The sequence below is a fragment of the Acinetobacter sp. IK40 genome (assembly GCF_035615075.1).
Lineage (GTDB): Bacteria > Pseudomonadota > Gammaproteobacteria > Pseudomonadales > Moraxellaceae > Acinetobacter > Acinetobacter courvalinii.
The window spans coordinates 101,646-116,453 of the sequence record NZ_JANBOE010000009.1; the positions used below are offsets into that span (position 1 = coordinate 101,646).

General features: G+C 43.2%; 16 protein-coding genes. 2 read left to right on the top strand and 14 right to left on the bottom strand.

Annotated elements, in window-relative coordinates; genetic code table 11:
• Positions 1-7 precede the first annotated feature (7 nt).
• Positions 8-208: a hypothetical protein gene (locus tag MSG93_RS15795; protein WP_005228936.1), complete on the bottom strand. Its 201-nt coding sequence runs from the start codon at positions 206-208 to the stop codon at positions 8-10.
• Between the two features lie 206 nt (positions 209-414).
• On the opposite strand from MSG93_RS15795, the gene MSG93_RS15800 reads away from it, so the two are divergent.
• Positions 415-837 carry a hypothetical protein gene (locus MSG93_RS15800; RefSeq protein ID WP_004770789.1) on the top strand — a complete coding sequence of 141 codons (423 nt, stop codon included), beginning with the start codon at positions 415-417 and terminating at the stop codon, positions 835-837.
• Positions 838-866: 29 nt separating this feature from the next.
• Here the strand turns inward: MSG93_RS15800 and MSG93_RS15805 are convergent, their stop codons facing one another.
• Positions 867-1,190: a hypothetical protein gene (locus tag MSG93_RS15805; protein ID WP_324622463.1), complete on the bottom strand. Its 324-nt coding sequence runs from the start codon at positions 1,188-1,190 to the stop codon at positions 867-869.
• A gap of 51 nt (positions 1,191-1,241) precedes the next feature.
• Positions 1,242-2,003: a ferredoxin--NADP reductase gene (locus MSG93_RS15810; protein ID WP_324622464.1), complete on the bottom strand. Its 762-nt coding sequence runs from the start codon at positions 2,001-2,003 to the stop codon at positions 1,242-1,244.
• A gap of 84 nt (positions 2,004-2,087) precedes the next feature.
• Between MSG93_RS15810 and gigC the strand changes: the two genes are divergently transcribed.
• The gene (gene gigC, locus MSG93_RS15815) at positions 2,088-2,972 is read left to right on the top strand and encodes a LysR family transcriptional regulator GigC (protein WP_005228933.1); all 885 of its coding nucleotides are present in this window, start codon (positions 2,088-2,090) and stop codon (positions 2,970-2,972) included.
• A 52-nt stretch (positions 2,973-3,024) separates the two neighbouring features.
• Here gigC and MSG93_RS15820 read toward each other — a convergent pair whose 3' ends face one another.
• The 11 genes from MSG93_RS15820 to nuoH form a co-directional block, all read right to left on the bottom strand.
• The gene (locus tag MSG93_RS15820; RefSeq protein ID WP_324622465.1) at positions 3,025-5,205 is read right to left on the bottom strand and encodes a TonB-dependent receptor; all 2,181 of its coding nucleotides are present in this window, start codon (positions 5,203-5,205) and stop codon (positions 3,025-3,027) included.
• 239 nt (positions 5,206-5,444) lie between these two features.
• On the bottom strand, positions 5,445-6,140 hold the full coding sequence (locus tag MSG93_RS15825) for a cold shock domain-containing protein (RefSeq protein WP_324622466.1): 696 nt from the start codon (positions 6,138-6,140) through the stop codon (positions 5,445-5,447).
• 115 nt (positions 6,141-6,255) lie between these two features.
• Entirely contained in the window at positions 6,256-6,546 is a 291-nt protein-coding gene (locus MSG93_RS15830; RefSeq protein WP_005283667.1) for a cold shock domain-containing protein, read from the bottom strand.
• A gap of 123 nt (positions 6,547-6,669) precedes the next feature.
• On the bottom strand, positions 6,670-7,305 hold the full coding sequence (upp, locus tag MSG93_RS15835; RefSeq protein WP_324622467.1) for a uracil phosphoribosyltransferase: 636 nt from the start codon (positions 7,303-7,305) through the stop codon (positions 6,670-6,672).
• Positions 7,306-7,411: 106 nt separating this feature from the next.
• Positions 7,412-8,908, bottom strand: a complete 1,497-nt coding sequence (gene nuoN, locus MSG93_RS15840; RefSeq protein ID WP_005228929.1) for an NADH-quinone oxidoreductase subunit NuoN — start codon at positions 8,906-8,908, stop codon at positions 7,412-7,414.
• 3 nt (positions 8,909-8,911) lie between these two features.
• Positions 8,912-10,510, bottom strand: coding sequence for an NADH-quinone oxidoreductase subunit M (gene nuoM, locus MSG93_RS15845; protein WP_005228928.1), 1,599 nt, complete (start codon positions 10,508-10,510; stop codon positions 8,912-8,914).
• A 1-nt stretch (position 10,511) separates the two neighbouring features.
• Positions 10,512-12,407, bottom strand: coding sequence for an NADH-quinone oxidoreductase subunit L (gene nuoL, locus MSG93_RS15850; RefSeq protein ID WP_032868073.1), 1,896 nt, complete (start codon positions 12,405-12,407; stop codon positions 10,512-10,514).
• Complete coding sequence (nuoK, locus tag MSG93_RS15855) at positions 12,404-12,712, bottom strand: NADH-quinone oxidoreductase subunit NuoK (protein ID WP_004770776.1); 309 nt, start codon at positions 12,710-12,712, stop codon at positions 12,404-12,406. The genes nuoL and nuoK overlap by 4 nt, the downstream gene beginning before the upstream one ends.
• The gene (gene nuoJ, locus MSG93_RS15860; RefSeq protein WP_171062196.1) at positions 12,712-13,230 is read right to left on the bottom strand and encodes an NADH-quinone oxidoreductase subunit J; all 519 of its coding nucleotides are present in this window, start codon (positions 13,228-13,230) and stop codon (positions 12,712-12,714) included. The genes nuoK and nuoJ overlap by 1 nt, the downstream gene beginning before the upstream one ends.
• Positions 13,230-13,772: an NADH-quinone oxidoreductase subunit NuoI gene (gene nuoI, locus MSG93_RS15865; RefSeq protein ID WP_005228926.1), complete on the bottom strand. Its 543-nt coding sequence runs from the start codon at positions 13,770-13,772 to the stop codon at positions 13,230-13,232. Before nuoI ends, nuoJ begins: the two co-directional genes overlap by 1 nt.
• A gap of 18 nt (positions 13,773-13,790) precedes the next feature.
• Positions 13,791-14,807: an NADH-quinone oxidoreductase subunit NuoH gene (nuoH, locus tag MSG93_RS15870; RefSeq protein WP_004770773.1), complete on the bottom strand. Its 1,017-nt coding sequence runs from the start codon at positions 14,805-14,807 to the stop codon at positions 13,791-13,793.
• Position 14,808: the final 1 nt, after the last annotated feature.

The window sequence follows — 14,808 nt, forward strand, 5'->3', positions numbered from 1 at the left end:
TGCTTGTCTAAGCATTCAGAACTGCCGACTGCATTTGTGACAAGATCACTTGCGCAGTTGGATTGGCCGAATGGTCAGCAACCATATAAACAAGTAATGCAACCAGAAAGATTCCCACTAGAATCAAAATATAAACGGGTAATCTTCTCTTTTTGGTAACTTCTTCTTTGCTCGCCACATGGGGTTGTGGCTTACTAAAATCATGCATGATAGCAGCCCTCTTCCTTATTACTTTTCAATATTTATATTAGCAATCCCCTATGTAGCATTGTGTGAAGAAGCTTCGGACTATCGTTGCGCCAGTTGCAGAACTCTACTTTTTTTATTTTATTTTTTGTTTAAAATATAGTCGGCTTTAGCGGGCAACAAAAATAAGCTATACTATCCAGTCCCGTTTTTTAAATGTTTTGCTTTATGTCCTATAGCCAACAAAGCGTTTCTCTTGATTTGGACACTGATGTTACGCATCAATGTTTTTTACATCACACGCGCGATGAACATTTGATTGGCATTATTGAATTTAATAAGCCAAGCTATATCCTGAAATGGGGAGATCTGGAATATTTTCGTCGCCGTACAGAAGAGTTTTCGGTGATGCCCCTGCCTGACTGTATCAATGCCATGATCATTGATATTCGTAATGTACAGCCTTTCCTCGACAATGAAGTACCCATTTTACCTTGGCGCTTGCTTGAAGAAGATTGTCCAGTCCGTCTGGTCGTTCCCCAAGAACGCCTGGAGCACTATATCGGGTTATTTGAACCGACCTGGTTAACCACCGATGTAGACACCGCAATTCAGGAAATCCGTGAATTTATGGATATGTTTGTCCATTAATTGGGTATTTAATTTATGCTCTTATGGCTTTAGCTGCCTGCAAAAAACAATAATATCAACCCCACTGCCAAGCCATGTAGTCCCATAGCCCAATTTGTGAGAGACAAATCCAAGTTGGGCTGTTTCTGATAAACCACCCAAAGATACAGCGAACAAATAAAAAAGAATAAGCAATACACAGCAAAAGCCAATAAAGTTAGCCCTAGCATGATATTCCGGCTTAAATCACCCCAGCCTCCTGCATAAACCGTCGTGTAGCTATAAATGAACAGCACAAGCATCAACAGCAGACCGACAAAAAAAGCCATATAAGGTACTTTGCCTATTCTCTTTTTTTTATTTTGTTCTTGCATACCATTGTTTTTCCTTGTTATTGAGTAAGCTGGAATCACTCAATCCTGACCTTACCAATAATTCTCCACAGCAATATTGCCTTCACCACGGCGGTTCATAATCAGACCCCGTTGCTTCAAGGCTTCCTTGGTATCTTCCACCATCTGCGGATTACCACATAACATCACATGACTACTGTCTCGATTAAAAGAAAGTCCTGCTGCTTTTTCCAGTTCACCATTGCCAATCAGAACCGGTAAGCGATCATGTAAGGCTGCATTCGGATCACGGGTAATAATGGGAATAAACTTAAAGCCGGTATGCCCTTCACCAAAGAGTGCTGCAATCTCCTGAATACGCTCGACATAAGCCAACTCAGATTCGGTACGAACGCTATAAACCAGATTGATCTGCTGATATTTATTCCATGTTTCAAAATCTTGCAACATCGATAAGAACGGCGCTAGCCCCGTCCCAGTTCCCAACAACCATAAATCATGTGGCAAAGGTTGCTGATAACGAGCAAGGGTTAAATAACCATAGGAGATCTTTTCCAGATACAGCTCATCACCCACTTTCAGATGTTGCAGATTAGAGGTAAATGCGCCATCGGGGACCACAATCGAAAAGAATTCTAGCGTTTCATCAAAGGGCGAAGACACCACAGAATAAGCACGGACCACCAGTTCGTCATCCACCATTAAACCGATTCGGGCAAACTGCCCTGCAGTAAATTTAAAATGGGCTGGACGGGTCATGGTAAAACTAAATAGATTGTCAGTCCAACGCTGTACAGATAAAACCTTTTCTACGCTAAATTTTTCAATTGACATGATTTGAACGTGGCACGAAACAGTAGGCTCATGTTAGCATGATCGAATAAATGATGGATACTCAAAACATTAAGGCTATTTAACATGCGCATGACTTTACGCCAGTTGGCTGTTTTCGTGGCGGTCGCTCAAGAGGGAACTGTAACCAAAGCGAGTGATGCTGTTCGTCTCACACAAAGTGCGGCAAGTATGGCCTTAGCAGATTTAGAAGATGGTCTGGGTGCACCACTGTTTGACCGTCTCGGGAAACGCCTACAACTCAATGATTTAGGCCGCTTTCTACTTCCTCAAGCCCTTGAAATTTTAGGTCGTTGCGATGCTTTTGAGCAGGCAGCCAAAGGTGAGTTGCAAAGCATTGATTTACGTCTCGGGGCGACACTCACCATCAGTGATTATTTAATGCCCGATTTAATGGCTGACTTCTTACAGCGTCATCCACAAGCGCATCTGCAATTGCAAGTGGGTAATACCCGTCAAATGATCGAAGCGGTGAATCAGTTCCAGCTTGATCTGGCCTTAATTGAAGGTTCCTGCCATTTACCGCAACTGCAATGCATTCATTGGCGCAATGATGAACTGGCCGTGTGTTGTGCGCCGGAGCATCCGTTGGCACAACTCAACCGCCCGATTACCCCGGCAGATTTTCATGAAGTAGAATGGATCTTGCGTGAAGAAGGTTCAGGCACACGTGAAGTATTTGATAACGCCATTTTACAAGATTTACCCGATGCCAATATCCGTTTAACCCTGGGCCATAACGAAGCAATTTTAAAAATTGTCGCCGGTGGTTTAGGCATGTCCTGTATCTCCAAACTGGCAATTGAACCGCTTCAGGAAAAAGGTCAGTTGGTGATTCTGGATACCCCTTATTGGGAATTAACCCGTCCGCTGTATATGCTGGTACATCGTCAGAAATATCAGGGTCCCGGTTTAAAAGCCTTTTTGCAATTCTGCGAAGCTCAGGTTTAACTTTTAAAATAAAAAATGCTTCCAGTTGGAAGCATTTTTTATACCGTTCAATTTAGAAATCGAAGCTCACCCCGAGTTTATAAGTACGGCCTGCGCCAACTGTAGTAAAGCCACTGGTAAATACACCATCCCAATATTTCTTATCAGCGACATTATCCACATTGGCACGGAAAGTTGTATTTACTCCACCCAGTTTAGTTGCGTACTTCGCACCTAAATCAACCAAGGTATAATCAGGTAATTTTAAATTATTGTTCGCAGTTAAATATTGGTCATCCACATAAGTCACAAATGCATTCACGCTTAAACCTTCCACATAGGGCAAGGTGTAATCTACACCAACGCCTGCGGTAATCTCTGGTGTACCCTCAATGGTATTGCCAGATATATCGACTCCGCCCGTTAAAAGTCCTTTCTTATATTCAGTATCAATATAGGCCAGATTACCGTAAACGATTAAGTCTTCCGTCACTTTACCAGAGAAACCGTACTCAACACCTTTTGATTCAGTCTTCGCACCATCCGTTGTGATTTGCTTAATATTGGCATTGTTCGGATCACGATAGCCTGTATCCGTCATCGTGCTCGGTTTTTTAATTTGATACAGCGCTAAAGTATGTAACCAATGGTCCCCTTGATATTTCGCACCAATTTCATATTGCTTACTTTCAAATGGAGCAAATGTTTTATTGTAATTTGCATCTGCCTCATTAGATACCGTTGCACCTCGAACCAGACCTTCCACATAACTCGCATAGAATGAAGTTTCTTCACCAAAAGGTTTGATAACAATGGCAGCACTTGGAGATAACTTATCATCTTTCAATTTGGTATTGGTGGTGAGCGCTTTTAAATTCATATCTTGATAACGCACACCTAAAATAAACTGTAATTTGTCATCTAGCATGGAAATCTGGTCACTCAGACTATAGCTGACATAAACATCATCTGCTGTCGGAACAATTTCTGGCCATGTATCAGGCATATGCCCTTCGCTACTTGGATTATAGATATTGGTCGGGAAATAAACTTCTTTTGCGCCACGACCTTTATGCTGGCTATATTTACGTTTCAGGTAATCAGTGCGAAAGGCCAGCGTATGAGAAATATCACCGGTAAAAATCTGACCTTCCAAACCTGCATTAAAGGTGGTGTTATGTTCTTTTGAGCCTACACGATAATATTGTGCCAGTGCATCACCATTCGCGCCAACCAATGGACTGGTATTGCCCATACCCTGATGATTCATAGGATAGTCACCCACAATCATACGGGTACCAAATAAATGCCCACGGTATTCACGCTCATTGAATCCAGCGCCAGCAAATACTTTTAAATTCGGTAGTAGCTTATATTCTCCTGATAAGCCCACATAATTAGCACTTTGCATACCTTCTAAATGTGGGAAATAATTCAGTTTTCCATCTGGTGCGGGTAAAACACGCCCTAAAGTCGCAAAAGAGATCATTGCTGGTGAACCACCATCACGCTTATCTCTTACCGAATAAGCATCAAAGTTAATTTTGGCCTGATCGGTCGTATAGTCGAGTGCCAGTACCGCAGCCGTATTTTCATCTTCCAGCCCGTCAACAATATGTTCACCTTGTCCATAAGTCGCACTGACACGCGCACCAAATTTGTTGTCTTCACCAAAACGGCGAGATACATCAAAACCTGATTTGTAATAACCACCATCTTCGTACATCGCAGAGACTTGGGTCAGATCCCGATCCGCACGTTTGGTTGTTGCCATCACGACTCCACCAATACTCCCGCCTGGTGCCATGCCTGCGATTAACGCATTGGGACCTTTCAATACACTGGCAGAACTTAAAATATCAGTCGGTGTACGACCACTTGGTGACATACCATAAGCACCATTAATGTTGGCATCTTCCCATGTCACCGCAAAGCCGCGAATCATAAAGTTTTCGTTTAAATGCCCACTGTTAGTCGTGGTACGAATACTTGGATCATTTTTAAGAATACCTGCGATCGAATCCGCCTGCTTATCCTTGATTGCCTGCTCGGTATAGGACTGGATACTGAATGGTGTATCCAATACAGCTTTCTCACCAAGGATGCCTAAACTGGCATCTTTTTTAAGCTTACCTGTTGCATCTGTTGCTTGTGAATCAGCCTTCACGACAATCGTGGGTAAAACCGTATTGTCTTCAGCAACGGCAAACATCGGTAATGCAATGAGAGATAAAAATAATAAATTCTTTTTCATGTAATCAGTCCCCGATAAAAATTTGATCACATTATATAAGAATAATTAACAAATGATAATAAAAACCATTAATAAAGTAATAACTATTTATCAATTTAACATTAAGAACCAATCTCTGAAATTTATCTCCGAGTCTAAAGAGCTACCTTAACAACTCTATGTTTATTATCATAATTTTATTCTATTCAACAACATATGTTATTTAAACAGTACTCTCCATCACTGCCTATGCTCCGTATTTAACGTCCGAATTGACGTTCACAAGGAATACCGTCCCCATCACCATCCATTTTTGTATCAGGACAATTTCTTAAAAAGAACAGTGCTTCCTCATAAGAACCCATTTGGGAACAGTGCTCTCGTCCATCACACTGGAATTGGTTATTTGCTTTAGTGAATGATTCGTTCTGAACAGATTGGACATGACTAGGTTCGAGTGCCCTCTTGGTTTTTTCCGACAGCTTTACTTGCGGTAACTCACCAATTGCTTTGCGCTGTTGTTCTATAATTCTGCTTTGTTCCTCTGCCAATCGTGCGACTTTAAGTTGTTTTGATTGCTGGTAGGACTGATATTTTTGAAAAACCAAAGCACTTAAGATTGCAATTATAATCAAGCCTACAATGGTAAAGGTTAGCCCTTTGTTCGGCTGAGATCGACTACGGCCAGATAATGCGGATACGGACAATTTTTCATTTGCCGTGACTTCAGAAATAGAACGTGCTTCTTTTAAGTCCAGCCTGACAATATTGACTGCTTTAAATTTTCCACTTTCTTCAACCACTAGAAATTTAAGTCTTTCCCCAAGTTTCGGTTCACCCGTCTTCTTCGGAAAATCAGAAATATGAAAGAAAATATCTGATGTTCTTCCTTCTACCTGTATAAAACCGAAACCACGCTCAGTATTATATTTTTTAATTTTCCCCTCAAGAATCATGCTCTATACTCTATTTTTATATAGGCTCTATTCTAATAAAAAAGAGGCATTAAAGCCTCTTTTCTCTTCATATTTAAATGGATAACTGAACAAAGAAATAATAAATAAAGCACAGTTAACGGCGGAAGTTTGACAATAATGCCGATGTAATCGAATTATTGTGCTCAGCAATTTTGGTCTTCTTGGTTTTAGCAGGATTCGGATCAAGACGTTCAATCTTGGTCGCTTTGTACTTCCCGTCATTTTCAACCACGATAAATTTTACTTTTTCATTTCTTTTCGGCTCAGCATCCGCTGGATATTCAGAAATATGAAAAAATACGTCTCCTTCAGAAGTGCCAATAAAACCAAAGCCTTTGTCTGGATTATATTGTTTAATTTTGCCTTGATAGAATTCTTGCTTCATGACATTTATCCTATTTTCTCAATGCGATGATGACAGTATATAAAAATAAAAAAGAGACTATCAATCGATCCCCAAAACAGCCTCAGGATGAGATCAAGTCTCTTTTTATGAATGTGTCAAAAATTAGTCTTTTTGAACACTACCAAAGATTTTATCGCCTGCATCACCCAGACCAGGAACGATATAACCTTCTTCATTTAAACCTTGGTCAATCGATGCGGTATAAATGCGAACATCCGGATGTGCCGCTTCAACTTTAGCTACGCCCTCTGGTGCAGCCACCAGCACCATAACACGAATATCTTTACAGCCACTGGCTTTCAATACATCAATCGCAGCGATGAGTGAATTACCCGTCGCCAGCATTGGATCAATAATCATGGCCAGGCGATTGGCAACATCTGGTACTAACTTTTTATAGTAAGTACGAACTTCTAAAGTTACTTCATCACGCTCTAAACCCAAAACACTCACTTTGGCACTTGGGATCAGGCTCAATACGCCTTCCAGCATCCCAATACCCGCACGCAAGATCGGTACAATGGTGATTTTCTTCCCTGCGATACGCTGAGTTGAGACTTTCCCTGCCCACCCATCAATTTCATGCTCAACAACAGGAAGATCCTTTGTTGCTTCATAAGTCAGTAACATCGTGACTTCTTGCGCTAATTCACGAAAGTTCTTGGTACTGATGTCAGAACGACGTAGTAAACCAAGTTTATGGCGAATTAGCGGATGACGAATTTCTTGAATCGACACGAGTGAGTACCTAGGTAATGTTAATCTTTGTCTATTATAAAGCGTTTTTTTACTCGGCAATAAAAAAGCCCCCAATTTTGGAGGCTTTTTTGTACAAATCAGACGATTACTGTTGTTGAGACAACATAAAGTGCAATGGAGACAAGATCTCAGCCTTCAAAGCCAGATTAATCATCGGATCTGGGTAGACACCCATCACGAACACCAGTAATGCAGCAGCAAGCACCATCAAGCCACCCACTTTAGTTCCCCAGTGTGCATCGGCATCAATACGTGGTACATCTGGTGGTGTCATGTACATCACCACCATCACACGTAAGTAGTAATACAAACCGATACCACTACCTACCACGATCATGGCAGCCAGGAACCAGTGCTGAGTGGTGACCGCAGCCATCACTACAAGGAACTTACCAATAAAGCCTGCAGTTAATGGAATACCCGCTAAAGACAGCATCATTACCGTTAATGTTGCAGTCAAGATCGGACGGCGCCAGAACAAACCACGGTAGTCGGCAAGACTTTGTGCTTCATCAACATTGTTATACGGGCTCGACATCAATGCAACTGCACCGAACGCACCGATGGTAGTGAGTACATAGGTAATCACGTAAACCGTTACGCTACCGAGGCTTGCATAAGTCATGCTGATCAAAGCAATCAACAAATAACCAAAGTGTGCAATTGATGAATAACCGAGGATACGCTTCAAGTTGACTTGACGTACTGCAAGTAAGTTACCCACCACAATCGACAAGACTGCAATGATGGTAATCACTGTCACAATCGACTCAATCAGGATCGCGCCCGAAGTGAGTAAGTAACGCACAAATAAACCGATCGTTGCCACTTTCGCAGCCGTAGCCAAAAAGGTAGCCATTGGCGCTGGTGCACCGGCATACACATCTGGCGTCCATTTATGGAATGGCGCAAGTGAAAGTTTGAATGCCACAGCAAAGATAATTAAGCCTAAGCCTAATAACACCATTGGTTGTTTGATAGCAGTAAACAATGCCTGAACAGAGTCATAGAATGACAATGAACCGGTATAAGCATAGATATACGCCATACCCATCAACAACATTGCAGACGCAGTCGCCGAAAGTACCAGGTATTTAATCCCCGCTTCCAAAGACTGGCTACGTTGATAGGTATATGCCAACATGCCGTACACAGGAATCGACATCAACTCCAGGCTGATGAAGAATGCTGCATAGTGCGAACTTGCCACCAATAACATTGCACCTGCCACTGAAGATAGCAGCAAGATGTAAAGTTCTTCGCGGTTTTCCTTATAGGTCTCGATATACGCATGAGACAAAGTACAGCACGCCAAGGCAGCAATCAGAATCAGGAATTGATAGAGCATGGTAAATGGATCAACCATAAACATGCCCATCACGTTGACTGGGGCAAAGTGCCCAGTAAACATGGTGTATGCAATAAAGATTGCAGCAAGGTTTAAACCGACAACCGAAGTGGTCGCAATGAGGTTGTGATTACGTTTAATCGCAGTCAACAACATCACGACGATTGCGGTCAGTGCCACAATCATCACGGGAGCTAAAGGCATCAGCTCAGAAAAAGAAATTGTGAAGTTCATGGTTTATTGCATCTCCACATGTTCAAGTTGAGTTGCAGCCTGTTGAACAGTTTCAACAACTTCTTGTACTGGCATATAACTATTTACTAACCACTGCATGCTTGAATGTGACATATCCAGGAATGTTTGCGGGTAAATACCTAACCAAACCAGACCGATCACACAGATCATCAAAATGCTAACTTCACGCACTGATAAATCTTTCAGAGGAGTTTTGTAGTGTTGCTTTTGCTCTGGGTTTGGCTCACCAAACAATGCTTTGTGAATCAGGATCAGACCGTAAAGACCAGCAAATACCAGGCTCACTGCTGCAATGATGGTGAAAGCTGGATAAGCTTTGAATGAACCCATCAAGATCAGGAATTCACCAATAAAGTTACCTAGACCTGGTACACCAACCAATGCTGCTACAAAGAACATCAGGAAGAATGGTAAGTATTGCAGCTGACCACGCAGACCGCCCATTAAACGTAAATCACGTGTGTGTAAACGCTCATACACCTGACCCGACATAATGAACAATGCAGCAGATGACAAGCCATGTGCCAACATCATGATCATGAGGCCCTGGAATGTCAGGATATTACCTGCATAGATTGCAAGTAAGATGAAACCCATGTGCGAAATAGACGTATACGCAAGTAAGCGCTTCATATCGGTTTGCTGGTAAGCAAGGAATGCGCCGTAGAAAATACCAATCAAGCCCAGAATAATGGCGATATCAGCAAATTGTGCTGACGCTGCCGGGAAGAATGGAATAACGAAACGAAGTAAACCGTAGGCAGCTGTCTTAATCAAGATACCCGCTAAATCCACAGAACCCGCTGTTGGTGCTTGCGCATGCGCATCAGGCAACCAGCCGTGTAATGGGAATACTGGTAATTTCACCGCAAAACCGATGAAGAAACACAGCATGAATGCATAAGCAACTTCAGGTGGTAAGTGGTTCGCAACCGCCAAGAGGTAGTTGTAATCGAAACCGATCATGCCTGTCATCATGTAGCCATAGACCACGAGGCCCAAGATACCAATCAACATGATCAAACCAGCGATTTGGGTATAGAGGAAGAATTTGGTTGCAGCGTAAACACGTGAACGACCATTCGAACCTTTATGACCCCATAACGCGATCAGGAAGTAGATTGGTACCAGCATCATCTCCCAGAAGAAGAAGAACAGGAACAAGTCAATCGCCAAGAATACACCGATGACCCCACCTAAACTCCAAAGTAAGTTTAAATGGAAGAAACCAACATTCTTCTGAATCTCACCCCATGAACAGCCAACTGCAAGTACACCCAGTAATGCAGTCAACAGCACCATAAGAAGAGATAAACCATCCACTGCCAAGTGAATGCTAATACCTAAAGTCTGAATCCATGGAAGATGGAATTCAGCTGCCCAAGTCGGGACTTTACCGCCCAACTCGTAGCTATATGTACCACTTTGCCAAAGTGCAATGCCCAAACCAAAAGTAATGAGCATACCAATTAAGGCAATCCAGCGCGGTAAGTGCTGGTCGAATTTATCAACCAACCAGCAAATAAAACCAGCAATGAAAGGAACTAAAATCAGTGCGGGTAAAATTAAATTGTTTTCCATTTTATTTCCCCACAACCTGAATCACGATCAAGATCATCAATAACACCACTACACCGAGTGACATGCTTGATGCGTATTCACGTAATGAACCTGTTTGACGCGAACTTGTAAAGCTATTACCGCCCTTCACAATGGCAGGGAGCACTAACCATAAACCGTCAACCGGATCACGACCTAAAATTTTCGCAATCAATAAATAAGGTTTTACAAAGACGATGTCATACAAGGCATCGAAACCGAATGCAGTACGGCAGATATGGGCTAAACCTGAACCCAAAGAACTTTGAGCAAATGATTTAACTGCACCATACGCAAAGGCAAACAAGAAGATACCTACAGCCAGACCCACAAGTGCAACACCACTTGCTAAGTGTTCAGCATGAGAAACAGCAGCTTCTAAGCTTTCAGGAATCACAAAACTTGGAATATTTGCAGTCGTCAATAACTTGGCAACTGGTGCTTGAAGGAAGTAACCAATCCCTGTTGACAATGCAGCAAGAATCGCAAGCGGGCCCCAGTAAGTGACACCATGAATGGCATGTGCATGGGTTTTCTCTTCGCCGAAGAAGACCACCCAGATTAAGCGGAAGGTATAGATCGACGTTAAGAATGCGCCTGCAACACCTACCCAGTACAAGGTATTGTAAAGTGGAAGGTTAGCAATGGTCGATTGAGCATATACCGCACCCAAGATCGCATCTTTAGAGAAGAAGCCCACGGTTACGATTGGAAGTGCTGCCAATGCGCCACCACCAATGACAAAACACCAGAATACGAATGGGATCTTGTGACGCAAACCACCCATTTTGAAAATGTTCTGTTCGTGATGACATGCAAGAATCACTGCACCTGAAGAAAGGAACAATAATGCTTTAAAGAAGGCGTGAGCCAGCATGTGGAATAAACCTGCCTGGTACGCTTCAGCACCCACCGCCATGAACATATAACCGAGCTGACTCATGGTTGAGTAAGCCAGAATACGTTTAATATCGGTTTGAACCAATGCGGCAAAACCAGCCACAAGCAAAGTCACTGCACCCGTAATCGAGATGAACTGCATTACTTCTGGTGCCATTTCCATCACAGAGAACATACGGCAGCATAAGTACACACCCGCTGTTACCATGGTCGCAGCGTGGATCAATGCAGATACTGGTGTAGGACCCGCCATCGCATCGGCTAACCAGGTTTGTAATGGGATTTGCGCAGATTTACCTGCTGCACCCAAGAACAACATCAATGCGGTCCAGATCGACAATGATGAGCTTTGCGTCATCACGGTCGCTGCATTTTCAACAATGTACTGTGTATTCAAAGTACCAAACTGTTGATAAAGCAAGAACAATGCAATCAGTAAGAAAACGTCACCCACACGTGTTACGGTGAATGCCTTGATTGCTGCCCAGCCATTTGCAGGATTTGAGTAGTAGAAACCAATCAACAGGTATGAACACAGACCTACGCCTTCCCAACCCAGGAATAATAACGCCAGGTTATCACCGAGTACCAACAACAACATGCTGGCAACGAACAGGTTGAAATAAGAGAAGAAACGCGCATAACCTTCTTCACCACGCATATACCATGATGCGAAGATGTGAATCAGGAAACCAACACCTGTGATCATGCCGGTCATCAATAATGACAAGCCGTCTAAATGTAAGCTGATGCCTGGCTCAAAACCGCCAACACTGAACCAGGTCCATAAGTGCTGAACAAAAACGGTTTGACCGCTGCTGGTAAATGCAAGACCAGCAATTAAAGCAAATAACGCAGATAAACCAACTGAACCGACACCAATAATGGCAGCGACATTTTCAGAAAGTTTGTCACGCCCTGCCGCTAAAAGGATAAAACCAATGAGCGGGAATAAAACGGTTAAATATAATGTACTCATCCGCGCATCTCACTAGCAGCATCCACATCCAGATGATGGAAGCGATGATAAAACTGAAGGACGATCGCAAGACCGATACATGCCTCTGCTGCAGCAAGGGTCAGAATCAGGATGAACATGACCTGTCCATCTGGCTGTGCCCAAACACTACCTGCCAAAACGAATGCCAACGCAGCAGCATTCATCATGATTTCAAGGCTCATTAGCATAAATAATAGGTTGCGTCGCACCATCACACCGTAAAAACCCAGTGCAAAAAGGATGGTTGCAACGATCAAACCATGTTCTAAAGGGATGTGTCCCATTATTCTTTATCCTCTTCTGCACCTGGTTCACGTTTGCCTAAGTGGAATGCTGCAACCAGTGCTGCAAGCAATAACATCGCGGCAACTTCTACCAATAATAGATAGTGAGTAAATAGGGCTTGACCGACTGCTTTCGGGCCAACAACTTCTGTACCCATTGGCGCAGAAATTGTGGTGTATTCACCGCCTAACATCCATACCAGAATCAAGCCTAACAAGAAGCTCATCAGTGCAGGATAGGCCCAGGCATCTGAGGTCAACCATTTGCTTTCCTGTTCAATCGTATCCTGGCCAAGATTCAGCATCATGACAACGAAGACGAACAAGACCATGATGGCACCTGCATACACGATGATCTCAAGCGCACCAGCAAACGGCGCGCCTACGATCATGAAAATGCCTGCAACAGCAAGAAGAGAAACGATCAAACTTAATAATGCATGCACAGGATTGGTGTTGGTCACAACACGTACTGTCGAAACAATGGCCACGAGTGCCATCAAATAAAATGGCCACATCATGGTAATAAGCTCCGTACATCAACTGGTGCACTTTCTTTTTGTGCCTGACCTTTGTCTTTACCGCTCACAGCCATACCGGTAACACGGTAGAAGTTGTAGTCAGGATATTTACCCGGTCCAGAGATGAGTAAGTTTTCTTTCTCATAGACCAAGTCCTGACGTACATATTCACCGAGTTCGAAATCTGGTGTCATTTGAATCGCAGTGGTCGGACAAGCTTCTTCACACATACCGCAGAAAATGCAGCGCGAGAAGTTGATACGGAAAAATTCCGGATACCAACGTCCATCTTCTTTTTCCGCTTTCTGCAATGAAATACAGCCAACCGGGCAAGCAACCGCACAAAGGTTACATGCCACACAACGCTCTTCACCATCCGGATCACGTGTTAACACGATACGACCACGATAGCGTGGAGGTGCAATTTGTTCACCTGGTACTTCTGGATACAAGATCGTGTCACGTTTACGTGTTACATGGCTGAACACCATCCATAACGAACGTACAATCGATCCAAAGCCAGCTAGAATTTTATACATTTTGTACTCCCTGCTGTCCTAGGCCTGATTCATCAGAATCACAGCACCAGTCACTAACAAGTTGACCAACGCCAATGGCAAACAAACTTTCCAACCAAAGTTCATCACTTGGTCATAACGCGGACGCATTAACGAACCACGTGCCAAGACAAACATCATTACAAAGAATGCTGTTTTGATAATGAACCAGAATAATGGTGGAACAAATGGAATTTCCAGGTTAAATGGTGCAAGCCATCCGCCGAAGAATAAAGTTACGATCAAGGCAGAGATCAAGACCACGTTGACATATTCCGCAACGAAGAACATCCCCCACTTCATCCCACCATATTCTACGTGGTAACCTTCGGCCAATTCTTGCTCAGCTTCCGGTTGGTCAAATGGATGACGATGCGTAACCGCAACACCGGCAACCACAAAGATCAGGAAGCCTAAGAATTGCGGAATGATGAACCACATATCACGTTGTGCTTCAACAATCTCACGCATGTTGAATGAGCCTGCAATCGCAACCACACCCATTAACGAGATACCCAAGAACACTTCGTAAGAAATGGTTTGAGCAGCAGAACGCAGACCACCGAGTAATGAGTATTTGTTGTTAGATGCCCAACCACCAAATAGCACTGCATAAACTGCGATACCCGCCATTGCCATAAAGAACAATAGGCCGATACTCATATCCGCAACGCCCAGTGTAGGACTTACTGGAATGACCATAAACGAAAGTACCGCAGTTGCCATCGCAACTGCTGGTGCTAAACGGAAAGTCAGCTTATCCGCAAACTTTGGTGTCCAGTCTTCTTTGAACATGATCTTGAGCATGTCGGCAACGATCTGGAACATACCACCCGGACCAACACGGTTTGGACCATAACGGTCTTGCCATAATGCCAAGAGACGACGCTCAATAAATGACATTAACGCAGCAACCAAAACCACCACCAGCAAGATCACAATGGCTTGAATCACTGAATAAGCGATTGGCCAGTTCTCAGCCCAAAGTGGCGTTTGACGTATAATTTCTTGATTCATG

Excerpts from the sequence above, each read along its gene's own strand:
- MSG93_RS15795 (WP_005228936.1), bottom strand. The coding sequence starts at position 208 with ATGCATGATTTTAGTAAGCCACAACCCCATGTGGCGAGCAAAGAAGAA.
- MSG93_RS15800 (WP_004770789.1), top strand. The coding sequence starts at position 415 with ATGTCCTATAGCCAACAAAGCGTTTCTCTTGATTTGGACACTGATGTT.
- MSG93_RS15805 (WP_324622463.1), bottom strand. The coding sequence starts at position 1,190 with ATGCAAGAACAAAATAAAAAAAAGAGAATAGGCAAAGTACCTTATATG.
- MSG93_RS15810 (WP_324622464.1), bottom strand. The coding sequence starts at position 2,003 with ATGTCAATTGAAAAATTTAGCGTAGAAAAGGTTTTATCTGTACAGCGT.
- gigC (WP_005228933.1), top strand. The coding sequence starts at position 2,088 with ATGCGCATGACTTTACGCCAGTTGGCTGTTTTCGTGGCGGTCGCTCAA.
- MSG93_RS15820 (WP_324622465.1), bottom strand. The coding sequence starts at position 5,205 with ATGAAAAAGAATTTATTATTTTTATCTCTCATTGCATTACCGATGTTT.
- MSG93_RS15825 (WP_324622466.1), bottom strand. The coding sequence starts at position 6,140 with ATGATTCTTGAGGGGAAAATTAAAAAATATAATACTGAGCGTGGTTTC.
- MSG93_RS15830 (WP_005283667.1), bottom strand. The coding sequence starts at position 6,546 with ATGAAGCAAGAATTCTATCAAGGCAAAATTAAACAATATAATCCAGAC.
- nuoN (WP_005228929.1), bottom strand. The coding sequence starts at position 8,908 with ATGAACTTCACAATTTCTTTTTCTGAGCTGATGCCTTTAGCTCCCGTG.
- nuoM (WP_005228928.1), bottom strand. The coding sequence starts at position 10,510 with ATGGAAAACAATTTAATTTTACCCGCACTGATTTTAGTTCCTTTCATT.
- nuoL (WP_032868073.1), bottom strand. The coding sequence starts at position 12,407 with ATGAGTACATTATATTTAACCGTTTTATTCCCGCTCATTGGTTTTATC.
- nuoK (WP_004770776.1), bottom strand. The coding sequence starts at position 12,712 with ATGGGACACATCCCTTTAGAACATGGTTTGATCGTTGCAACCATCCTT.
- nuoJ (WP_171062196.1), bottom strand. The coding sequence starts at position 13,230 with ATGTGGCCATTTTATTTGATGGCACTCGTGGCCATTGTTTCGACAGTA.
- nuoI (WP_005228926.1), bottom strand. The coding sequence starts at position 13,772 with ATGTATAAAATTCTAGCTGGCTTTGGATCGATTGTACGTTCGTTATGG.
- nuoH (WP_004770773.1), bottom strand. The coding sequence starts at position 14,807 with ATGAATCAAGAAATTATACGTCAAACGCCACTTTGGGCTGAGAACTGG.